This is a genomic window from Nonomuraea sp. NPDC049378 (genome assembly GCF_055586745.1).
In genome coordinates, this window is sequence record NZ_JBVJHP010000002.1 from 1 (window position 1) to 20,050 (window position 20,050).

A 20,050-nucleotide genomic window follows, 5' to 3' on the forward strand; every position below is an offset into this window, starting at 1 on the left:
CACCCTGGTCGGTGCACGGCCCGTCGGCGATCACCTGGTTGACCTCGACCCGGTCGCCCTCGGCGACGATGGGCTTCTGGTTGAACGAGGTGCCCTGGTTGGAGCGCTTGAACTTGGCGACGCGGTAGGTGGTGCGGGTGCCGTCGTCGTTCATGACGGTGACGTAGTCGGCCGAGACCTCCTCGACCACGCCCGCCTTCTCGGCGCTGATGACGTCGCCGGCGTCGGTCGCGGCGCGGTATTCCATGCCGGTGCCGACCAGCGGCGCCTCGCTCTTGAGCAGCGGCACCGACTGGCGCTGCATGTTGGAGCCCATGAGAGCGCGGTTGGCGTCGTCGTGCTCGAGGAAGGGGATCATCGCCGTGGCCACCGACACCATCTGGCGCGGCGACACGTCGATGTAGTCGACCTCCTCGGCACGGGCGAGCTCGGTCTCGCCGCCCTTGGTGCGCACGAGGACCCGGGAGTCGGCGAACGACCCGTCGGGGTTGAGCACCGTGTTGGCCTGCGCCTTGACGAAACGGTCTTCCTCGTCGGCGGTGAGGTAGTCGATCTGGTCGGTGACCTTGCCGTCGACCACCTTGCGGTAGGGGGTCTCGACGAAGCCGAAGGCGTTGATGCGGCCGTAGGAGGCCAGCGACCCGATCAGGCCGATGTTGGGGCCTTCAGGGGTCTCGATCGGGCACATCCGGCCGTAGTGGGACGGGTGCACGTCACGGACCTCGAAGCCGGCCCGCTCACGCGACAGACCGCCGGGGCCCAGCGCGGACAGACGCCGCTTGTGCGTCAGCCCGGCCAGCGGGTTGGTCTGGTCCATGAACTGCGACAGCTGCGAGGTGCCGAAGAACTCCTTGATGGAGGCGACCACCGGGCGGATGTTGATCAGGGTCTGCGGCGTGATCGCCTCGACGTCCTGCGTGGTCATCCGCTCGCGCACGACGCGCTCCATGCGGGCCAGACCCAGGCGGACCTGGTTCTGGATGAGCTCGCCGACGCTGCGCAGGCGGCGGTTGCCGAAGTGGTCGATGTCGTCGATCTCGACGATGACCTCTCCGTTGGCGCCCGGCATCGACTCCTCGCCCGCGTGGAGGCGGACGATGTACTCGATCGTGGCGACGATGTCGTCCTCGGTCAGCGTGCCCTGGGTGATCTCGGCGTCGACCCCGAGCTTCTTGTTGATCTTGTAGCGGCCCACCTTGGCCAGGTCGTACCGCTTGGGGTTGAAGTAGAGGTTCTCCAGCAGGGTCTGCGCCGACTCCTTGGTCGGCGGCTCGCCCGGCCGCAGCTTGCGGTAGATGTCGAGCAGCGCGTCATCCTGGCCGGCCGTGTGGTCCTTCTCCAGGGTGGCCCGCATCGACTCGTACTGGCCGAAACGCTCGAGGATCTTCTCGTTGGTCCACCCCAGTGCCTTGAGAAGCACGGTGACGGCCTGCTTGCGCTTGCGGTCGATGCGCACACCGACGCTGTCGCGCTTGTCGATCTCGAACTCCAGCCAGGCACCCCGGGACGGGATGACCTTGCAGCCGTACAGATCCTTGTCGGACGTCTTGTCGACGTTACGTTCGAAATAGACGCCGGGCGAACGGACCAGCTGCGAGACCACGACACGCTCGGTGCCGTTGATGATGAACGTGCCCTTCGGCGTCATGAGCGGGAAGTCGCCCATGAACACCGTCTGGCTCTTGATCTCACCGGTGGTGTTATTGATGAACTCCGCCGTCACGAACATCGGGGCGGAGAAGGTCATGTCCTTGTCTTTGCACTCGTCTACGGAGTACTTCGGCGGCTCGAACCGGTGGTCGCGGAACGACAAGGACATGGTCCCCGAGAAGTCCTCGATCGGACTGATCTCTTCGAAGATCTCTTCGAGACCCGACTGGGTCGGGACGTCCCTGCGCCCGGCCTGGCGAGCCGCCTCTACCCGGGCCTTCCACTTCTCGTTGCCGAGCAGCCAGTCGAACGACTCGGTCTGCAGAGCGAGAAGGTCAGGAACTTCGAGAGGCTCCTGGATGCGCGAAAATGACACGCGACGGGGACCAGCGGGTACGGCGGAGGCGTTGCGCGAGGCTGCCAACAGATGTCCTTCCGAGGGCTCGCGGCGGACTGACTACACGCACGCCAGACAACCTCGCAACGTGAGCAAGCATCGCGGGTCGTCAAAGGGCAGCGCAAAGGGGCAGTGTAGCCGAACGGCACACGCCTGTCCACTTCACTCTCGCTGCATGCTCCACGTTGGTCGCAGCATCGCCCGTTCAGGCGGATACGTCAAGCCCACAAGCGCGACTTTTAGCCGACTAGGGGCCCGGACGCTTGGGTTTTCTCCCCTGTGTGACCGATCGCCTACCGCCAGGCCCAAGACGATACCCGCGAACGGGGGCGGTTAACGCTCTGTCACACCGAGGGCCGAACCCATGCCGGCAACCGGTGTAGCTGTGACTGAGGTACCCCTGGCATTGACCGCACTAAACCTGTTTTTTGATAACAATTGAAGGAAGCGGCGCGCCGGGGGTCAGGCGGTCCCGAGCAGGGTCGACAGATCGGCCACCAGCCATCGGGACTCTTGCCGAACCATCACCAACCTTGCCCGGTTCTGTGTGAACCCTTGCTGGGGCCCGTCCTTGCCGGAGCTCTCCTTGACCGTACCCGTGTTCACGACGAGCAGAACCTCCACCCGGTCGGGTTCTGCCCGCTCGACGCCGGCCCCCGCCACGGACACGGTCTGAATGATTTTCTGGGCCTTCGCCCTGGACGCCAGGCTCGTCGCCAGCTGCCCGTAGTACGTGGTCAGTCCCCCCGTGGTGTGCTCCTTCGCGCGCGCCAGGTCCTTGTCCACCGTCCGGTAGTCGTACGAGAGCAGGTCAGGCGCCACCCTCTTGGCGGCGGACAGCGCCTCCGCCGCGGCCTCGTCCGCGGCGCGCAGGGAGCGCAGATCGAACCACATCACCGGGACCAGCACCCCCGCCACGGCCACCAGGAGGCCGAGCAGCGCGATCGTGAAGATCCTCACGCGACCTGCACCACCTTAGACACCAGCCAGGCGCCGCCGGTCCTGGTGACGTCCATCGACCACCGGTAGTAGCGCTCCTGCGGCGGGTTGTCGGAGCCGTCCCAGCGGATCTCCACGTCGGCCACGACCAGCACCTTCGCGACGGCCCCCGTCAGCGAGACCAGCCCGGTCGCGCGCAGGACGCCGTGCTGGACGACCTTGTTCGCGACGGTGGTCGACCGGAGCTTGCCGGCGTCGGCCTCGTATTCGGCCCTGGCCGGTCCGGTGGAGGTGTCGAGGATGCGCTTCATGTCGTCGTCGACGGTGCGGTGCCCGAGCGAGATGAGGTTGATCGCGTGGGTGCTCGCCGCCTGGAGCGCGGCCTGCTTGTCGTCCGCCCTGGCCTGCTCGTCGCGCGTCTGCGCGGCGAGCCACACGCCCGTGCCCACGAGCGCCACCAGCACCCCGCCGAGTGCCGCCATGAGGATGCGAGCGGGCCGAACCGCGAGCCCTGCCACGACGCGCTCACCCCTTCCACGGCCGGTCGCCGGGATCATAACCTGGCATTCGCGCGTGGAGCCCCTCAACCAACCGAGGCGGCATTTCACCAGCTCATGACGAGCCAGCCGAAAACCCGTGAATGCCCCTGGCCGGGCCTGAGAGCCCCGCTGAGGCGTCGACGACGCACATCGCCTGTCGAGTGGTGGCCCCGCCGCCTGTGCGCTATCTGGCGCCGTGGAGGTGGGAGTTGACCAGGCGCGGATACTCCTCCAGCCAGTTGCGGCCGCGCTCGTCCACGAACGAGCCCTGCGGCGGGATCACGCCGTTGGCCGCCAGCCACGTGCCGGGCGGCCGCTGGCTGTTGCGGATCGAGTTGTCGCTCGGCATGAGCTGCGGCGGGATCGGCGGCAGCGCGCCGGGATCGTGCCCCAGTAGCGCCTCGGCCTCCAGCTCCGAGACGTCCTTCTCCTCGGACATGCCGATCGGCCCGTGCTTCCTGGCGTTGAGGAACTGGCGCACCACCGGCTCGTCGCTCGACAACAACATCTCGCGCGGCCCGAACATGACCAGCTCGCGCCTGAAGAGCAGCCCGATGTTGTCGGGGACCGTGCGGGCGGTGTTGATGTCGTGGGTGACGATCAGGAACGTCGCCTCGATCTCGGCGTTGAGGTCGACGATGAGCTGGTTGAGGTACGCGGTGCGCACGGGGTCGAGGCCGGAGTCGGGTTCGTCGAACAGGATGATCTCAGGGTCCAGCACCAGCGCCCTGGCCAGCCCCGCCCGCTTGCGCATGCCGCCGGAGATCTCCCCCGGCAGCTTCGACTCGGCGCCGAGCAGCCCGACGAGCTCCATCTTCTCCATAACGACCGCGCGGATCTGGCTCTCGGACTTCCTCGTGTGCTCGCGCAGCGGGAAGGCGATGTTGTCGTAGAGGCTGAGCGAGCCGAACAGGGCGCCGTCCTGGAACAGCACGCCGAACAACCTGCGCAGCTCGTAGAGCCTGCCCTCGTCGCAGTGGGCCAGGTCGTAGCCGTCGATCCAGATGTGGCCGCGGTCGGGCCTGAGCAGGCCGACGAGGGACTTGAGGAAGACCGACTTGCCGGTGCCCGAAGGGCCGAGCAGCACGGAGATCTCGCCGGGCGGGAGGGTGAGGGAGACGTCCTCCCAGATGACCTGCCGGCCGAACGACTTGGTCAACCCGTCGACCACGACTTCGACGCCCACTGGCCACCTCGGCATTCCGGGGGATGTGGCTCCACGGTAACGGCGATCCGCCTGATGTGAACCCGATCCGGCGACTTGTTACGGGCCGGTTATGAGACTTCGGGTCCAGTAAGCGCGCGCAGGCTGGGACGGAGCAGCCGGGCGATCTCCTCCGGCGGCACCCCGCGCAGCTCGTCGAGCTCGAGCAGCTGGTTGCCCACGGTCACGCCGACCATGACCGTCATGATCAGCGCGGCGCGCAACCGCGCGTCCTCGCCGGGGATGGACTCCGCGAGCCGGTCGATCTGCGTGCCCAGGACCTGCCGCGCCGACGCGGCGGCCTCGGGGTGCGTGAGCATCGACCGCATCATGGCCAGCGAGCCCTGCGGCATCTCGCCCAGCTTCATGCCGAGCGTGCCGAGCAACCGCTCGACGAGGCCCTCCGCACCCTCGCCTTGACCCTCGCCCTCGTCCGTGCCGGAGGCCGCCACCCCGCGCACCGACTGCTGGAAGAGCTCCTGCTTGCTGCCGAAATATTGCATCACGAGGGCGGGGTCGACCTCGGCCGACCTGGCGACGGCCCTGATCGTGGCGCGCTCGTAGCCGACTTCGGCGAACAGCGCCCTGGCCGCGTCGAGGATCCGCCTCTCGGTCCTGCGCCGCCTCTCGGCCCGGGGTAGCACTCTCTCGCCCATCGACCCGACTCTACTCGCGTTGACCGACCCTCCCCTTTCACTCTACGCTCGTTGAGTCAACGTACGTTGAGCGAAAGGCTCGATCATGTCCATCGAAGAGATCGTCACGGGCTACCACACGGCGATGCTGCACAAGTCCCCGGACGAGCTGGCCGACCTCTACGCGGAAACCGGGCTGCACGAGTTCCCGTTCGGCGGGCTGCCGCCGTTCAGGGGCCGCGAGGAGGTCCGTACGGGCTACCGCGACATGTGGGACCGGATGCCCTTCGCGGTGCGTGAGGTGCGCCGGCGTGCCCTGCGGCGCACCGACGACCCGGAGGTCGTGGTGGTGGAGCAGGACGCCGTCGTGGAGGTGGGCGGGGAGCTGGTCGCGGTTCCCGGCCTGCTGGTTCTCCGGATCAGGGACGGCGAGATCGTCCACACCAGGGACTACATGGACACCAGCGCCGTCACGCGGGTCCGGTCGGCGGGAGCGCCCCCGGAGACGCGAAAAGAGGCGGACGCACCCGGCACCAGGGTGCAGCCGCCTCTTTCCGTAGAGCGAGCGTGAAGGGGGAAGTTACTTCACGGTGACGGTGGCGCCGGCGCCCTCGAGGGCAGCCTTGGCCTTCTCCGCCTGCTCCTTGTTGACCTTGCCGTCGAACACGGGCTTGGGAGCGCCGTCGACCAGGTCCTTGGCCTCCTTGAGGCCCAGGGACGTGAGGGCGCGGATCTCCTTGATGACCTGGATCTTCTTGTCACCGGCGGCCTCGAGGACGACGTCGAACTCGTCCTGCTCCTCGGCGGCGGGGGCCTCGGCACCGGCGCCACCGGCGGCGGGGGCGGCGGCGACCGCGACGGGCGCGGCGGCCTTGACGTCGAAGACCTCTTCGAACTGCTTCACGAACTCGGACAGCTCGAGGAGGGTCATCTCCTTGAACGCGTCGAGCAGCTCGTCGGTGCTGAGCTTCGCCATGATGGTTTCCTTACGTTAGGACGTGCTGAGAACTAGGAACGGGACCGCGGAGTTGCGGCAACCCCCGTGTTACTCGCCGGCCTCTTCGCGCTTCGCGCGCAGGGCGTCGGCCAGCTGGGCCATGTTGGTCGGCAGCGCGGCGAACATCGCGGCAGCAGCGCTCTGCTTCGCCTTCATGGCGCCGGCCAGCTTCGCGAGGAGGACCTCGCGGGACTCGAGGTCGGCAAGCTTGGTGATCTCGGTGGCGTCAAGCGTCTTGCCGTCAAGGACGCCGCCCTTGATCACCAGAAGGGGATTGGCCTTGGCGAAGTCACGCAGACCCTTGGCCGCCTCGACAACGTCGCCGTTGACGAAGGCGATCGCGGTCGGACCGGTGAGCAGGCTCTCGAGGCCCGCGAGACCGGCCTCGTCGGCCGCGATCTTGGTCAGGGTGTTCTTCGCCACGGCGAACTTCGCATTCTCACCGAGAGAGGTGCGCAGCTCCTTGAGCTGCGCGACGGTGAGACCGCGGTACTCGGTCAGAACGGCGGCAGCGCTGCCCTCGAACTCGTTCTTGAGCTCGGCAACCGCTGTCGCCTTATCCGCCCTCGCCATGGGCCTCCTTCCAGATGTGCCACCGGCGAAGGCCCCTCGACATGAGAACAGCCCCGAGCGCAGGGCGCACGGGGCTCACACACGGATCACACCATGTGGGAAACTCGCATCACACCTGCGCGGGCCGTCCACATGATGTGGATCCTTCGGTCGCCAGGCTTTGAGGCACCTGACGACGACCGGCGGTCTTCGGCACCGACCAGACTACGTGCTGGCGGCCGAGTTTCCAAATCGTTCTCAGCTGGTCTTGCCCTTGGGCAGCTCACCCACCTGGTCCGCGGGCGGAGCGTCGATGGAGACCGGCTCGTTGAACCCCTTGAAGAACAGGGTGGCGTCGAGCGTGCCGCCCTCCTTCGAGCCGTTCAGGGTCAGCTTGCGCGGCAGGCCGTCGGCGGCCACCCAGATGTCGAACTTGACGTCCTTCAGCTCCGCCAGGCCCGTCCTGGCGTTCTCCTGCTTGTCGGCGGGAAGCTGCTGGACGGCCGCGTCGACCGGGAAGGTGCCGCTGTAGTGGGTGGTGTCCTCGCCGTTGACGCTCTCGTTGCCGACCGACTTCACGTCCTGCGAGGCCGTGATGAGCTTGGTCATGTTGCCCAGATCGAACTGCTGGATCTGGGTGAGCACCTGGTTGACCTGGCTGGAGTCGGCCATCCCGCTGAGCGGGACCTTGATCCACGGCTTGGTGGCGCCCACGAGGTCGTTGAGTGCCTCGACCTTGACGTAGACGGTGTCGTCCTGGAGGACGGCGCGCGCGCCACCCGGCAGGCTCCTGCCTCCCATGTCGGCGGTGTCCAGGGTGAGGTCCACGGCGAGCTGGGGCTTGCTCTGGTAGAGCATGCGGCCCTGCACCTTGCCGGTCCCCTCCTGGGGATGCGTCACGTTGACGACGGCGTCGACGGTGTAGCTGGTCACCTCCGCGGTCTTCTGCGCGGCCTGCGAGAGGACCTCCGAGGCGGCCAGATTGACCTGGATGGGCTGGGCGTTCGATCCACAACCGGCGACCGCTGCCACGACGAGCGCGGCGCCGGCCGCGGAGAGACTTATGCGCTTCAGCATGTTTTGACCTTACGTTTAAGTTCCGCCGCCGTGGCGCCTTCCCCCGAGAACTAAGGGAAAACCCAGGGTTAACCCTCACAGACCCCACACATCTTCTCCACAAGTGGTGCCCCGCCGCCCGGCATCCCACGCCTCGACGGCACCGCCCCCGCGCACGGACCTCGGAGCTCCGGGAAGGCTCGTAACGGCGGCAACGACGAAAGAGCCCCGCCCTGAACAGGGGCGAGGCTCTTTGCGAGGAGTGCGGAAGGTCAGGCCTCCAGGTCGGCGGTGAGGCCGCGGGTGACGTTGGGGTCGACGGGAACGCCGGGGCCCATCGTCGTGGAGAAGGTCACCTTCTTCAGGTAGCGCCCCTTGGCCGCCGACGGCTTGAGACGCATCACCTCGTCAAGGGCGGCGGCGTAGTTCTCGACGAGCTGGCGCTCGTTGAACGACGTCTTGCCGATGACGAAGTGCAGGTTGGCCTGCCGGTCGGTGCGGAACTCGATCTTGCCGCCCTTGATCTCCGTGACGGCCTTGGCGACGTCGGGCGTCACGGTGCCGGTCTTGGGGTTGGGCATGAGACCACGCGGACCGAGCACGCGGCCCAGGCGGCCGACCTTGCCCATCAGGTCGGGCGTGGCCACGACGGCGTCGAACTCGTTGAGCCGGTTGCCCTTGGAGATCTCGTCGATCAGCTCGTCGGCGCCGACGATGTCGGCGCCCGCCTCGCGGGCTGCCTCGGCACGGTCACCGGTCGCGAAGACCAGGACCCGGGCGGTCTTACCGGTGCCGTGCGGGAGGTTGACCGTGCCGCGCACGATCTGGTCGGCCTTACGAGGGTCGACGCCCAGCCGCAGTGCGACCTCGACGGTGCCGTCGAACTTGGTGGGCGACGTCTCCTTGGCCAGCTTCGCGGCGTCGGCGGGCGAGTAGAGCTTGTCGCTGTCGACCTTGGCGGCCGCGTCTTTGTACGCCTTGCTGCGCTTCATGTCTTGTGACTCCTGAGTGGTCCGCGGGCCCGCTGGGCCCTCCCACGAACGGGAAAAGGGTGTCAGTCGGCGATCGTGATGCCCATCGACCGGGCGGTGCCGGCGATGATCTTCTCGGCCGCCTCGACGTCGTTGGCGTTGAGGTCGGGCATCTTGGTCTCGGCGATGCTGCGCAGCTGCTCGCGGCTCAGCTTGCCGACCTTGTCACGGTGCGGGACCGCGCTGCCCTTGTCGATGCCGAGAGCCTTCTTGATCAGCTCGGGCGCCGGCGGCGTCTTCGTGATGAAGGAGAAGCTGCGGTCTTCGAAAATGGTGATCTCAACGGGGATGATGTTGCCCCGCTGGGCCTCGGTGGCAGCGTTGTACTGCTTCACGAAGTCCATGATGTTGACGCCGTGGGGACCGAGGGCGGTGCCCACGGGCGGCGCCGGGGTGGCCTGACCGGCAGGCAGCTGCACCTTGACCAGTGCGGCGATTTTCTTCTTCGGAGGCATGTGTCCTTCTCCGGGTCCTGATTGCGATGCTTGCCGGACTGCGGATGCAGCCCTGACATGTCGGAAGGCCACCCCTCGCGACAGGGCGGCCAGCCGAACGTCTAAGTGTAGGTGATCGTCCTAGATCTTCGAGACCTGGTTAAACGAGAGCTCGACGGGAGTCTCACGGCCGAAGATCGACACGAGCACCTTGAGCTTCTGCGACTCGGGGCTGATCTCGCTCACCGAGGCGGGCAGCGTGGCGAAGGGGCCGTCCATGACCGTGACCGACTCGCCGATCTCGAACTCGACGGTCGGGCCCGTGGTCGTCTTGGCCGCGGCCTTCTTGCTCTCCTCGGTCGGCTCCGGCGCCAGCAGCTTGGCGACCTCGTCGAGGCTGAGCGGGCTGGGCTTGTTGGACAGGCCGACGAAGCCGGTCACCCCGGGCGTGTTACGGACGGCGGCCCAGGACTCGTCGGTCAGCTCCATGCGCACCAGCACGTAGCCGGGCAGCACGCGCTCCTTGACCGGCACCTTCTTGCCGCTCTTGAACTCCTGGACGGTGTGCGTCGGCACCTCGACCTGGTAGATGTAGTCCTCCATGTTGAGCGAGACGTTGCGGCTCTCGATGTTGGACTTCACGCGGTTCTCGTAGCCGGCGTAGGAGTGAATGACGTACCACTCGCCGGGCAGGCCGCGCAGGGAGCTCTTGAACTCCTCGACCGGATCGACCTCAGGAAGAAGAGCAGCATCGTCCTCGACGGCGGAAGCCTCGGCATCGGCTGCCTCGTCGCTCTCCGCGACCTCGGCCTCGGAGACGGCCGACTCGGCGGCCTCCTCGGCAGCCTCTTCCAGCTCGTCGCCCCACTCGCCGCGGGGCTCCTCGGCCGGAACTGAAGACTCGGACACGGTGACTCTTCCTCTTTCGTCTTGTCGTTTGCTCTCGTATCGAATGGCGACTCCGTCAGACGACACCGGCCGGGCTCTCGATCAGGCTCCGCCGAAGATCCGCAGAACCAGCCATCCCAGGGCGCTGTCGAGCCCGTAAACGATCGCAACCATGATCAGAACGAATATCAGAACGACCGTCGTATAGGTGATGAGATCCTTGCGTGTCGGCCAGATGACCTTGCGGAGCTCGTTGACGACCTGCCGATAGAAAAGGGCAGGTGAAGTGCGTGTCTTCTTTTCGCCACCCGGCTTGCCTGCGGTCTCGCCGCGCGTGTCGATCGCCACAGTCCTCACCTGAATCAGTCGTATCCAACGCAGTTTTGCGGCGCGCTTACACGCCCATTATTGCGCGGACCGCACTCGCAGGGCACGAGGGACTCGAACCCCCAACCGCCGGTTTTGGAGACCGGTGCGCTACCAATTGCGCCAGTGCCCTATGTCATCGACCAGACTACCCTGATCGACTCACTGCCTGGACCGAACCGCTCGCCGACATGCGGCGGAAGGACCACGCGAAAGCATACGGGGGAATGCCTGCCACGTCGAACCAAATCCTGATGGCCCAGGTCACGCGGGCGTGTGGCCTGCGAAGTGCCCCGTGGGAGCATGGACGCATGTCCACCCGACCCCGCATCTCAGCGAGAATTTCCGCGATCTCCGAGTCGGCCACGCTGGCCGTCGACGCCAAGGCCAAGGCCATGAAGGCGGCCGGACGCCCCGTCATCGGCTTCGGCGCGGGCGAGCCCGATTTCCCGACGCCCGGCTACATCGTCGAGGCGGCGATCGAGGCGGCCCGCGACCCGCGCTTCCACAAGTACACGCCGGCCGGCGGCCTGCCCGAGCTCAAGCAGGCCATCGCCGACAAGACCCGGCGCGACTCCGGCTACCAGGCCGAGGCGTCGCAGGTGCTGGTCACCAACGGCGGCAAGCAGGCCGTCTATCAGGCGTTCGCGACGCTGCTCGACCCCGGTGACGAGGTCCTCGTCGTGGCCCCCTACTGGACGACCTACCCCGAGGCGATCAAGCTGGCCGGGGGCACACAGGTCAGCGTCGTGACCGACGAGTCCACCGGCTACCTCGCGAGCGTCGAGCAGCTCGAGGCGGCGCGCACCGAGCGGACGAAGGCGCTGCTGTTCGTCTCGCCGTCCAACCCGACGGGCGCCGTCCACTCGCGCGAGGAGACGGTGGCGATCGGCCGCTGGGCCGCCGAGCACGGGCTGTGGGTCGTCACCGACGAGATCTACGAGCACCTCGTGTACGGCGGCGCCGAGTTCACCAGCATCGCCACGGCCGTCCCCGAACTGGGCGACCGGGTCGTGATCCTCAACGGCGTGGCCAAGACGTACGCGATGACCGGCTGGCGCGTGGGCTGGCTGATCGGCCCGTCCGACGTGGTCAAGGCGGCGACCAACCTGCAGTCGCACGCCACCTCCAACGTCTCCAACGTCGCCCAGATGGCCGCGCTGGCCGCGGTTTCGGGAGATCTGTCCGCAGTGGCGGAGATGCGCGCGGCGTTCGACCGGCGCCGCCAGACGATGGTTCGGATGCTCAACGAGATCCCGGGCGTGTTGTGCCCGGAACCAAAGGGGGCGTTCTACGCGTACCCCTCTGTAAAGGAGCTGCTCGGCAAGGAGTTGCGCGGCCACAGGCCCGCGTCGTCCGGCGAGCTGGCCGAGCTGATCCTGGAGGAGGCCGAGGTCGCGGTGGTGCCCGGCGAGGCGTTCGGAACCCCGGGATATTTCCGGCTGTCCTACGCGCTGGGCGACGACGACCTCGTCGAGGGCGTCAGCCGGCTGGGCAAGCTGCTGGCCGAGGCCCGCTGAGTCCACCGTTCACCGGACCACTCACCGGGTCACTCACCGCGCAACCCGCGCGCACGTCACTGGGCCACGCTCTGCGCGATCTCGGAGGCGAGCGGCCTGATCTCGTCGGCCAGGCCGGGTGTCGCGGCGATGTAGATGGCGGTGCCCGGCCGCTCCAGCCACATGAAGTTGCGCAGGCCGTTGCGCGTGGTCCAGTGCAGCGCCGGCCTGCCCCAGTACGCGCTCAGCGTCGACCTGGGCACCAGCGTCACGAACTGCTCGGCGGTGCGCACGCCGCACACCACGCCGACGTACAGGCGCTCGTCGTTCTGCAGCCAGGCCAGACCCCTGACCTTGGTCCGGCGCCGGAGCGACTCGAGGCGGTTGAACGAGCCCGCCCGTGCCAGGCCGGCGGGCGAGGCGGGAATGTGCACCTCGGTCGATCCGCAGGCCAGGGCGATGGTCCGGCGCTGGGTGTCCGGTTCGGGGCGCGGCGACGCCGAGAGCGCCGACCGGCTGCCCGCGTCGGTGCCGGGGTCCGTCGGCGGCACCTGGCCGGCGAGGGCGTCGCAGGCGGCCAGCCCCGGCATGAGCCCACACACGAGGAGCACGGCTGCCGTACGCCGCATTGACCAACCCCCCATGACGTGAGTGCATATGCCGGGCAAAGGCTTTCAGTCTCCTACAGGAGCCCTGGCCGAGGTCGCAATAGTGAGCAGTTCACCGGCAAGAGAGTCGCTGACCCTGACCCACGCACCGGTGCCCGCCCGTTCCAGCCAGGCGATCATCCGGCCGCCCTTCGGGTGCTCGCCCACCACGGCGGGCCTGCCCCGCACGGTGATGGCGCGGGCGTTCAGCACGGCGACCCGCTCGCGGTAGCGCGCCCAGCCGGCCGCCACGGCGCCCTGCTCGACCCGGGCCTCGACGATGTCACCGCCCGCGCTCCACCTGGCCCAGCGGCCCTCGACGCCCGGCTCATGCCCGATCGCTCCGCCGCCGGAGCGCGCCAGCCCGGCGGGCAGGTAGGTGAGCCACAGGTCGCCGGAGATCACCGCGAGCGCGGGCGCCACGGCACGCCTGGCGGGAACGGCCGCCGCCGCCGCGGCCCGGTCCTCCGCCGCGGGCGTGGGCGTGCGGCCCTCCGCCGCGGTGATCCGGTCCTCCGCCGCGGGCGTACGGTTCTCGGTCGCGGGCGTACGGCTCGCCGCGCCGGGCGCGGGCGTACGGTCCGCCGTTGGGGGCGGTGCGGGAACGGGCTGCGGTGTCTCCACGGCGGCCCGCGGGGGGCGTCCGAACCCTGAGGAGAAGAGACCGTAGATGATGAGGGCCGCCGCCGCGAACGCCAGCGCCGCCAGCGCCGTGCGCCATCCCTGCCTGCCGGCCCGCGCCTCGGGGATCATTTCTCGATGATCCCCCGTGAGGTCTCCCCCGTACCGCGTGTTCCCGCAGACTCCTGCCGCGATCTTTTCGGCCCTGGTGGCAAAATATGCGGATGCCAAGGCCCCTGCACGCGCTTCCCAAGGCCCATCTCCACCTGCACTTCACCGGCTCGATGCGCCACTCGACGCTGATCGAGCTGGCCAGGGAGCAGGGCCTGCACCTGCCCGACGCGCTGGAGCAGGACTGGCCTCCGAAGCTGCGGGCCACCGACGAGCGCGGGTGGTTCAGGTTCCAGCGGCTGTACGACATCGCGCGGTCCGTGCTCAACCGGCCGGAGCACGTCTACCGGCTGCTGGCCGAGACCGCCGAGGACGAGGTCGCGGCCGGGTCGCGGTGGCTGGAGATCCAGGTCGACCCGTCGGGTTACGCGCCGCGGTTCGGCGGGCTGACGGCCACGCTCGAGTTGATGCTCGACGCGGCGGACCGGGCGGCCGAGCACGCCGGGATCGGGATCGCCGTGATCGTGGCGGCCAACAGGATCCGGCATCCGCTCGACGCGAACACGCTGGCCAGGCTCGCCACGCAGTACGCCGGCAAGGTGGTCGGGTTCGGGCTGTCCAACGACGAGCGGCGGGGTGCGGCGCGCGACTTCGAGCGGGCGTTCAGGATCGCCAGACGCGGCGGGCTGCTGGCCGTGCCGCACGGCGGCGAGCTGATGGGGCCGCGCAGCGTGGCCCAGTGCGTCGACGACCTGGGGGCCGACCGCGTCGGCCACGGGGTGCGGGCGGCCGACGACGAGTGGCTGATGCAGCGGCTGGCCGACCGGCAGATCTGCTGCGAGATCTGCCCCTCGTCCAACGTGGGGCTCGGGGTGGCCGAGAGGGACGCGGACGTGCCGTTGCGCCGGCTGTTCGACGCGGGGGTGCCCATCGCCCTGGGAGCCGACGACCCGCTGCTGTTCGGCACTCGGCTGCTGCGCCAGTACGAGCTGGCCAGGGAGGTGCACGGCTTCAGCGACGCCGAGGTGGCCGAGCTGGCGCGGCAGTCCGTACGGTCGTCGACGGCTCCTGAGTCGGTGCGCAAGGAGTTGCTGCAGGGTGTGGACGAGTGGCTGACGAGCTCGCCCTCACCCGAGTGACGTGGCGACGGCGACCGCCTCGCCCACGTTGCCGGCGCCTTCGAGCCGGTAGTTGAGCGTTCCCTGCTGCCAGACGAGGGTGGGGGCCGCCTGCCGCAGGGGCACGTGGGTGCCGTCCTGGCGCCTGATGTAGCCGAGCGGGTGCTCCCCGGGCAGCCACCAGGCTTCGTACGCGCCCACCATGACGCGGTCGGGCCACGGCGGGCCGAGCTGCTTGTAGAAGTACGGCCCCACCGTGCCGCTGAACTGGTCGAGCCGCACACCGCCCGGCCAGTACATCGACACCACCCTGCCGTGGTCGGCGACCGTGACGCGCTGCGGCTTCCCGAGACTGGCCGGAACCCTGACCGCGAAGTCCACCAGCTCGGGGAGATCGGCGAGGGACGCCGTCCGCTCGGCGGGCAGGGGCGTCCGGGTGGTGACCGGCTCGGGCGGGGTGTCGCCGAGCTCCACCTCGACTCCGGCGAAGCGCAGGATCGTCGCCACGGCGGCGCGTCCTTGGGGGGTGGCGGCGGTGACGGCGAGGACGGCCACGACGACGGCGGTCACGACCTTCCACCGCGCCCGTCTTCTCCCCGGGGGCCGCCGTCCACGTCCCGCCGCCTCCCGCCGGCCCGCCACCTCCGGTGTCCTGGAGCGCTCGCCGGCGGGCCGGTCCAGGGCGGGCGGCTCGGTGGCGCGCGGGTTCGGGGTGGGCGGCTCGGTGGCGCGCGGTTCGGGGGTGGGTTCGAGGCGGGCGCGTACGGCGGCGGCGACGTCGGAGGCAGGCAGGCCGGGGACGTCGATGCGGTCGCCGAGCGCCAGCAGTTCGGCCTCGAGCTCGTCGTACGGCTCAGGCGAGTTCATCGCCCACCCCCTTCCTCAGCCGGGCCAGCCCGCGGTGGGTGCTGGACTTGACGGTGCCGACGGGCCAGCCGAGCACCTGCGCGGTCTCCGCCTCGGTCAGCTGTAGGAAATACCGGCAGACCACGGCCTGGCGTTCCCGTTCTGGGAGGTCGCGCACCGCCGCGAGGAGCCGCGTGCGCCAGTCGGCGGCGACGGCGGCGCCCTCGGGGTCGTCGGGCGCCGCCGTGCCGGCGGTCGCCCCGAGCCGGAGTGCCAGCTCTCCCCTGCGCCCTCGCGACCGGGTCAGGGTGTGCGTCTCGTTGGCGACGATGCGCAGCAGCCACGGGCGGAACGGCGCGTCCCTGCGGAAACTCGCCAGGTGCCGGTACGCCTTGACGAACGCCTCCTGCACGACGTCCTGGGCTTCGTCGCCCGCGCCCAGCATGACGGCGGTACGGTGGGCGAGCGCGCTGTAGCGGGTGACCAGCGCTTCGTAGGCGGCCAGGTCACCGGTGAGCGAGCGCGCGATCGCCTCGTCGTCGTCCATGGCGGCTCAGATTCCATCGCATCCTGGCGGCGCGCGGAAGGGTGTTTCGCTGTTCAGGTGAACGTGGCCGTTGATCGGGGCATTAGACTCGGGCAATCCATCAGCCCCTAGAAGGAACGGGATTATGTCTTCTGGGTATGACCGTGTAGTACAACCGGCGGCCGGTGACGAGGCCCTGGAGAACCACCTGGGTGGGGACGAGGCCAAGAACTATCGGCAGTACGAGTTCGACATGGTCGCCCCGCATGTCGGGCGTTCGATGCTGGAGATCGGCTCCGGGCTCGGCCACTTCGCCGAGCAGTTCCTGCCGCGGCTCGACCGGCTCGTCGTGAGCGACTTCGACCCCTACTGCGTCGAGCAGCTGGAGAAGCGTTTCGCGGACCGTGACGAGATCGATGTCCTGCAGTTCGGGCTGCCCACCGACATCCCGCTGGAGAACAAGGTCGACACCGTCGTCATGATGAACGTCCTCGAGCACATCGAGGACGACGCCGAGGCGCTGCGCTCGCTGGCCCGCGTGACGCTGCCCGGCGGGCGGATCATCATCTGGGTGCCCGGCTACATGCAGCTTTATGGTGACTTCGACCGCAAGGTGGGGCACGTCCAGCGTTACACGCCCAAGACGCTGGGCACCGCGGTCGCCAAGGCCGGGCTCGACGTCGAGGTGCTCAAGCCGATCAACTTCCTGGGCGGCATCGCCTGGTGGGCGGCCGTGCGCCGGGGCGGCGTCGGCTATCCCGACCCGCGCCTGGTCAAGGTCTACGACCGCACGGTGGTCCCGCTGACCCGCTTCATCGAGCGTTTCGTCCGCCCGCCGTTCGGCCAGACGGTGTTCTGCGTCGCGCGGGTGCCCAAGCCCAAGCAGTGACGGCGAGGCCGGCCGCGGGTGGCGGCCGGGCCGCGCGTCACTTGATGGACCCGGCGGTCAGCCCGCCGACCACCTTCCGTTCGATCAGCGCGAAGAGGATGATCACGGGGATGGTGGCGATCACGGAGCCGGCGAACAGGTTCTGCCAGTCGACCTGATACTGGCCGATGAACGAGTTGAGCGCCACGGTCAGCGGCTGGTTCTCCGGAGTCGTGGTGAGGGTCAGCGCGACCACGAACTCGTTCCACGCGGCGATGAACGTGAAGATCAGCGCTGTGATGACGCCCGGCAGGGCCAGCGGCAGCGTGATCCTGAACAGCGCGCCGAACCGCCCGTTGCCGTCGATGAAGGCCGCCTCCTCCAGCTCGCGCGGAATCGAGGCGAAGTACGCGTTCAGGATCCACACCGCGAACGCCAGGTTGAAGCCGCCGTTGACGAGGATCAGCGACCAGATCGAGTCGACCAGCCCGAACTGGAAGAACTCGCGGTAGATGCCGACCAGCATGGCGGTGGGCTGGAACATCTGGGTGATCAGCACGAGGATCAGGAACGCCGTGCGCCCCCTGAACCTGTGCCGCGCCGAATAGTAGGCCGCGGGCAGCGCCACCAGCAGCACGAGCACCGTCGAGCCCGCGGCCACCTTCAGCGTCACCCACAGGTTGCCGGCCAGGCCGCTGGTCCAGAAGTTGGTGAGGTTGGACCACACCCACTCCTCGGGCCAGAACGACACCTCGCGCAGCGAGTCCTGGGAGCGCAGCGAGGTGAGCAGCATCACCACGTACGGGAACAGGAACAGGAACGAGATGACGTACGCGGCGGCCGCGACGATCACGGTCTTCAGCTTCGGCATGCGGCGCGGCGCTCCGCGATCGGGCCGGACGTGGGGGCGGGGCCTGGTCCGCGGCGCCATGGTGTTGACGGCCATCACGTGACCTCCTTGTTCCAGCGGGAAACCTTGAGGAAGATCACGGTCAGCACGATCACCATGCCGAAGTTGACCACGGACATGGCCGCCGACTCGCCGATGTCGGAGCTCTTGAGGATGAACATGAAGATGGTGGAGGTGGCCGTCGAATAGCCGGGCTGCCCGTGGGTCATGGCCCAGATGATCGGGAAACTGTTGAAGACGTTCATGACGTTGATCAGGGCCGCCACGGTGAGCGCGGGGCGCAGCAGCGGCAGCGTGATCGACCAGTACGTCCGCAGCCGGCCCGCGCCGTCCATCCTGGCCGCCTCGTAGACGTCGGACGGGATCGTCGCCAGGCCGGCCAGCAGCGCGTACGTGGTGAACGGCACCGACACGAACACCGCGACGAACACCAGCCACGGCATGGCGGTGGAGGCGTCGCCGAGCTGGTCGGCAGCCGCCCCGCCCATCGCGTCGATCAGCCCGAGCTTGACGCGGATCTGGTTGATCACGCCGACCTCGGGGTCGAGCATCCACTTGAAGATGATCGCCGTCATCAGCACCGACGCGGCCCAGGGCGCGATCAGCGCCCATCGGGCGAGCTTGCGCAGCGGGAAGTGCTGGTTGAACAGCTGGGCCAGGGCCAGCGAGATCAGCACGGTGAGCACGACGACCGCGACCACCCAGACCACGCTGCGGACCATGATGTCGGCGAAGTCCTTCTCGCCGACCAGCTTCTCGTAGTTCGCCAGGCCGTTGCCGCCCTGGACGATGCCGAACCGGCTGATCTTGAGGAACGACGACCTGATCATCTCGATCACGGGCCAGAGCACGACCAGCACGATCAGCAGCACGGCGGGCCCGACCCACGCGAGCGGCTCCAGGGCACGCAACCTTCTCATGATTAGCCGGCCGCTTCGGCCGTCTTCTGGAGCTCGCCGAGAACCTTGGCCGGGTCGTCCTTGACGGCACCGCCGATGGTCTGCTTGATCGCCGGGTTGACGACGGCCCACTTGGGGTCCTGGAACGGGTAGAAGCTGGCGTTCGGCAGCGCGTCGAGGAACGGCTTGAGCTTCTCGTCGCCCGACAGCTTCTCGATGCCGCCGTTGGTGACGGGCAGCAGCTTGTACGTCTCGGAGATCTTCTGGGCGGCGTTGCCGGTGTAGAAGAAGTCGAAGAACTTCTTGATCTCGGCGGCGTGGCCGTTCTTGTTGAACGCCATGATCCAGTCCATGACGCCGAGGGTGGTGTCGAGCGGGCCGGTCTTGCCGGGGATCGGCACGACGCCGTAGTTCTCCAGCCCGGCGGCGTCGAAGATCGGGATGGACATGGGGCCGCCGTTGACCATGCCGACCTTGCCGGCCCCGAAGTCCTCCCAGACCGTCTTGCGGTCCTTGGTGCCCGGGTTGGGAGTCGTCAGACCGGCCTCGACCAGGCCCTTCATGTAGGTGAAGGTCTCGACGTTCTGCGGCGAGTCGATCGTCCACTTGCCGGAGGCGTCGGTGTAGCCGCCGCCGTTGCCGAGCATCCACAGGAACGACTCGGCCTGGGCCTCCTCCTGGCCGAGCGGCAGGCCGAACGGCTGCGTGACGCCGGCCTCCTTGAGCTTGCCCGCGGCGGCCTTGAGCTCGTCCCACGTCTTCGGCGGCTCCTTGACGCCGGCCTTGTCGAAGAGGTCCTTGTTGTAGAACAGGGCGCGGGCGGAGGAGACGAACGGGATGCCGTACTGCGTCCCGTCGACCTTGCCGAACTCGGCGAACTTCTGCAGCATGTCGCCGGAGACGTTCGGCGAGAGCACCTCGTCCACCTTGTGGAGCAGGCCGTCCTTGACGAAGCCGGAATAGTCGCCGGTCTGCAGGATGTCGGGCACCTGACCGTTCTGGATCATGGTGGCGACCTGCTTGTCGATGTCGTTCCAGTTGATGACCTGGACGTCGACCTTGATGGTGGGGTTGGCGGCCTCGAACTCGTCGACGACGCCCTTCCAGAACGTCTCGCCCGAGTTCGGCTTACCGGGGCCGTCGCCGTAGTCGGCGGCGACCATCTTCAGCGTGACCTGACCGTCGCCCGACTCCTGGGCACCGCCGCCGGATCCGCAACTGGACAGGACCAGCACCGTGGCGAGGCCGAGAACGGCGCCGCCCGCAAGCTTCGTCTTCACTGGAGATACCGCCTTCTCGTCGGACGGGTGACGCTGG

General features: G+C 68.4%; 23 protein-coding genes and 1 tRNA gene. 4 read left to right on the forward strand and 20 right to left on the reverse strand.

From position 1 onward, the window contains the following. The 5 genes from rpoB to ACZ6SA_RS04705 form a co-directional block, all read right to left on the reverse strand. On the reverse strand, positions 1–2,074 hold a 2,074-nt coding region (gene rpoB, locus ACZ6SA_RS04685), incomplete at its 3' end, for a DNA-directed RNA polymerase subunit beta (protein ID WP_465826649.1). Between the two features lie 435 nt (positions 2,075–2,509). Beyond that, positions 2,510–3,007 (reverse strand): hypothetical protein, encoded by a 498-nt coding sequence (locus ACZ6SA_RS04690; RefSeq protein ID WP_347650501.1) that lies wholly within the window; start codon positions 3,005–3,007, stop codon positions 2,510–2,512. After that, positions 3,004–3,504, reverse strand: a complete 501-nt coding sequence (locus ACZ6SA_RS04695; protein WP_347650502.1) for a hypothetical protein — start codon at positions 3,502–3,504, stop codon at positions 3,004–3,006. The genes ACZ6SA_RS04690 and ACZ6SA_RS04695 overlap by 4 nt, the downstream gene beginning before the upstream one ends. Positions 3,505–3,709: 205 nt before the next feature. After that, positions 3,710–4,711, reverse strand: coding sequence for an ABC transporter ATP-binding protein (locus ACZ6SA_RS04700; protein WP_347650503.1), 1,002 nt, complete (start codon positions 4,709–4,711; stop codon positions 3,710–3,712). A gap of 89 nt (positions 4,712–4,800) precedes the next feature. Further along, positions 4,801–5,385, reverse strand: coding sequence for a TetR/AcrR family transcriptional regulator (locus tag ACZ6SA_RS04705; RefSeq protein WP_465826651.1), 585 nt, complete (start codon positions 5,383–5,385; stop codon positions 4,801–4,803). Between the two features lie 85 nt (positions 5,386–5,470). Here ACZ6SA_RS04705 and ACZ6SA_RS04710 point away from each other — a divergent pair, with 85 nt between their 5' ends. Further along, positions 5,471–5,935, forward strand: a complete 465-nt coding sequence (locus tag ACZ6SA_RS04710) for a nuclear transport factor 2 family protein (RefSeq protein ID WP_465826652.1) — start codon at positions 5,471–5,473, stop codon at positions 5,933–5,935. A 9-nt stretch (positions 5,936–5,944) separates the two neighbouring features. Here the strand turns inward: ACZ6SA_RS04710 and rplL are convergent, their stop codons facing one another. The 8 genes from rplL to ACZ6SA_RS04750 all read right to left on the reverse strand — a co-directional run bounded on the left by rplL (position 5,945) and on the right by ACZ6SA_RS04750 (position 10,821). After that, the gene (rplL, locus tag ACZ6SA_RS04715) at positions 5,945–6,340 is read right to left on the reverse strand and encodes a 50S ribosomal protein L7/L12 (protein WP_132518411.1); all 396 of its coding nucleotides are present in this window, start codon (positions 6,338–6,340) and stop codon (positions 5,945–5,947) included. Positions 6,341–6,409: 69 nt separating this feature from the next. Then, positions 6,410–6,934 (reverse strand): 50S ribosomal protein L10, encoded by a 525-nt coding sequence (gene rplJ / locus ACZ6SA_RS04720; RefSeq protein WP_347650506.1) that lies wholly within the window; start codon positions 6,932–6,934, stop codon positions 6,410–6,412. A 237-nt stretch (positions 6,935–7,171) separates the two neighbouring features. Continuing rightward, positions 7,172–7,990, reverse strand: coding sequence for an SCO4651 family lipoprotein (locus tag ACZ6SA_RS04725; RefSeq protein ID WP_465826654.1), 819 nt, complete (start codon positions 7,988–7,990; stop codon positions 7,172–7,174). 251 nt (positions 7,991–8,241) lie between these two features. Beyond that, positions 8,242–8,961 carry a 50S ribosomal protein L1 gene (rplA, locus tag ACZ6SA_RS04730; RefSeq protein ID WP_347650508.1) on the reverse strand — a complete coding sequence of 240 codons (720 nt, stop codon included), beginning with the start codon at positions 8,959–8,961 and terminating at the stop codon, positions 8,242–8,244. Positions 8,962–9,023: 62 nt separating this feature from the next. Continuing rightward, on the reverse strand, positions 9,024–9,455 hold the full coding sequence (gene rplK / locus ACZ6SA_RS04735) for a 50S ribosomal protein L11 (RefSeq protein WP_347650509.1): 432 nt from the start codon (positions 9,453–9,455) through the stop codon (positions 9,024–9,026). 120 nt (positions 9,456–9,575) lie between these two features. Then, a complete protein-coding gene (gene nusG / locus ACZ6SA_RS04740; protein WP_347650510.1) occupies positions 9,576–10,343 on the reverse strand; it encodes a transcription termination/antitermination protein NusG in 768 nt (255 codons plus the stop codon). Positions 10,344–10,424: 81 nt separating this feature from the next. Then, on the reverse strand, positions 10,425–10,670 hold the full coding sequence (secE, locus tag ACZ6SA_RS04745) for a preprotein translocase subunit SecE (protein WP_347650511.1): 246 nt from the start codon (positions 10,668–10,670) through the stop codon (positions 10,425–10,427). Positions 10,671–10,748: 78 nt separating this feature from the next. Continuing rightward, positions 10,749–10,821: transfer RNA gene (locus tag ACZ6SA_RS04750), tRNA-Trp, on the reverse strand. Between the two features lie 178 nt (positions 10,822–10,999). Here ACZ6SA_RS04750 and ACZ6SA_RS04755 point away from each other — a divergent pair. Then, positions 11,000–12,208 (forward strand): pyridoxal phosphate-dependent aminotransferase, encoded by a 1,209-nt coding sequence (locus ACZ6SA_RS04755; protein ID WP_465826656.1) that lies wholly within the window; start codon positions 11,000–11,002, stop codon positions 12,206–12,208. A 56-nt stretch (positions 12,209–12,264) separates the two neighbouring features. Here the strand turns inward: ACZ6SA_RS04755 and ACZ6SA_RS04760 are convergent, their stop codons facing one another. Further along, entirely contained in the window at positions 12,265–12,816 is a 552-nt protein-coding gene (locus ACZ6SA_RS04760; protein ID WP_347650513.1) for a hypothetical protein, read from the reverse strand. Between the two features lie 45 nt (positions 12,817–12,861). After that, entirely contained in the window at positions 12,862–13,587 is a 726-nt protein-coding gene (locus ACZ6SA_RS04765; protein WP_465826658.1) for a hypothetical protein, read from the reverse strand. Between the two features lie 92 nt (positions 13,588–13,679). Here ACZ6SA_RS04765 and ACZ6SA_RS04770 point away from each other — a divergent pair, with 92 nt between their 5' ends. Then, on the forward strand, positions 13,680–14,705 hold the full coding sequence (locus tag ACZ6SA_RS04770; protein ID WP_465826659.1) for an adenosine deaminase: 1,026 nt from the start codon (positions 13,680–13,682) through the stop codon (positions 14,703–14,705). Here ACZ6SA_RS04770 and ACZ6SA_RS04775 read toward each other — a convergent pair. Together ACZ6SA_RS04775 and ACZ6SA_RS04780 are read right to left on the reverse strand one after the other, a co-directional pair. Beyond that, a complete protein-coding gene (locus tag ACZ6SA_RS04775; protein ID WP_465826660.1) occupies positions 14,694–15,551 on the reverse strand; it encodes a hypothetical protein in 858 nt (285 codons plus the stop codon). The two genes, ACZ6SA_RS04770 and ACZ6SA_RS04775, sit on opposite strands and share 12 nt — an antisense overlap. Beyond that, on the reverse strand, positions 15,538–16,077 hold the full coding sequence (locus ACZ6SA_RS04780; RefSeq protein WP_465826662.1) for an RNA polymerase sigma factor: 540 nt from the start codon (positions 16,075–16,077) through the stop codon (positions 15,538–15,540). The genes ACZ6SA_RS04775 and ACZ6SA_RS04780 overlap by 14 nt, the downstream gene beginning before the upstream one ends. 124 nt (positions 16,078–16,201) lie before the next feature. Here ACZ6SA_RS04780 and ACZ6SA_RS04785 point away from each other — a divergent pair, with 124 nt between their 5' ends. Beyond that, positions 16,202–16,945, forward strand: coding sequence for a class I SAM-dependent methyltransferase (locus ACZ6SA_RS04785; protein WP_347650518.1), 744 nt, complete (start codon positions 16,202–16,204; stop codon positions 16,943–16,945). A gap of 37 nt (positions 16,946–16,982) precedes the next feature. Here the strand turns inward: ACZ6SA_RS04785 and ACZ6SA_RS04790 are convergent, their stop codons facing one another. The 3 genes from ACZ6SA_RS04790 to ACZ6SA_RS04800 are packed head-to-tail and all read right to left on the reverse strand — an operon-like array spanning position 16,983 to position 20,013. After that, a complete protein-coding gene (locus ACZ6SA_RS04790) occupies positions 16,983–17,870 on the reverse strand; it encodes a carbohydrate ABC transporter permease (RefSeq protein WP_347650519.1) in 888 nt (295 codons plus the stop codon). Beyond that, entirely contained in the window at positions 17,870–18,754 is an 885-nt protein-coding gene (locus ACZ6SA_RS04795; RefSeq protein ID WP_347650520.1) for a carbohydrate ABC transporter permease, read from the reverse strand. The genes ACZ6SA_RS04790 and ACZ6SA_RS04795 overlap by 1 nt, the downstream gene beginning before the upstream one ends. Before the next feature lie 2 nt (positions 18,755–18,756). Beyond that, entirely contained in the window at positions 18,757–20,013 is a 1,257-nt protein-coding gene (locus ACZ6SA_RS04800; RefSeq protein ID WP_347650521.1) for an extracellular solute-binding protein, read from the reverse strand. Positions 20,014–20,050: the final 37 nt, after the last annotated feature.

Bases quoted from the DNA above. Each gene is read 5' to 3' on its own strand.
- rplL (WP_132518411.1), bottom strand. From the start codon at position 6,340: ATGGCGAAGCTCAGCACCGACGAGCTGCTCGACGCGTTCAAGGAGATG.
- ACZ6SA_RS04710 (WP_465826652.1), top strand. From the start codon at position 5,471: ATGTCCATCGAAGAGATCGTCACGGGCTACCACACGGCGATGCTGCAC.
- ACZ6SA_RS04770 (WP_465826659.1), top strand. From the start codon at position 13,680: ATGCCAAGGCCCCTGCACGCGCTTCCCAAGGCCCATCTCCACCTGCAC.
- ACZ6SA_RS04705 (WP_465826651.1), bottom strand. From the start codon at position 5,385: ATGGGCGAGAGAGTGCTACCCCGGGCCGAGAGGCGGCGCAGGACCGAG.
- ACZ6SA_RS04725 (WP_465826654.1), bottom strand. From the start codon at position 7,990: ATGCTGAAGCGCATAAGTCTCTCCGCGGCCGGCGCCGCGCTCGTCGTG.
- ACZ6SA_RS04790 (WP_347650519.1), bottom strand. From the start codon at position 17,870: ATGGCCGTCAACACCATGGCGCCGCGGACCAGGCCCCGCCCCCACGTC.
- ACZ6SA_RS04795 (WP_347650520.1), bottom strand. From the start codon at position 18,754: ATGAGAAGGTTGCGTGCCCTGGAGCCGCTCGCGTGGGTCGGGCCCGCC.
- rplA (WP_347650508.1), bottom strand. From the start codon at position 8,961: ATGAAGCGCAGCAAGGCGTACAAAGACGCGGCCGCCAAGGTCGACAGC.
- ACZ6SA_RS04765 (WP_465826658.1), bottom strand. From the start codon at position 13,587: ATGATCCCCGAGGCGCGGGCCGGCAGGCAGGGATGGCGCACGGCGCTG.
- ACZ6SA_RS04785 (WP_347650518.1), top strand. From the start codon at position 16,202: ATGTCTTCTGGGTATGACCGTGTAGTACAACCGGCGGCCGGTGACGAG.
- rplK (WP_347650509.1), bottom strand. From the start codon at position 9,455: ATGCCTCCGAAGAAGAAAATCGCCGCACTGGTCAAGGTGCAGCTGCCT.
- rplJ (WP_347650506.1), bottom strand. From the start codon at position 6,934: ATGGCGAGGGCGGATAAGGCGACAGCGGTTGCCGAGCTCAAGAACGAG.
- ACZ6SA_RS04775 (WP_465826660.1), bottom strand. From the start codon at position 15,551: ATGAACTCGCCTGAGCCGTACGACGAGCTCGAGGCCGAACTGCTGGCG.
- ACZ6SA_RS04755 (WP_465826656.1), top strand. From the start codon at position 11,000: ATGTCCACCCGACCCCGCATCTCAGCGAGAATTTCCGCGATCTCCGAG.
- ACZ6SA_RS04780 (WP_465826662.1), bottom strand. From the start codon at position 16,077: ATGGACGACGACGAGGCGATCGCGCGCTCGCTCACCGGTGACCTGGCC.
- ACZ6SA_RS04760 (WP_347650513.1), bottom strand. From the start codon at position 12,816: ATGCGGCGTACGGCAGCCGTGCTCCTCGTGTGTGGGCTCATGCCGGGG.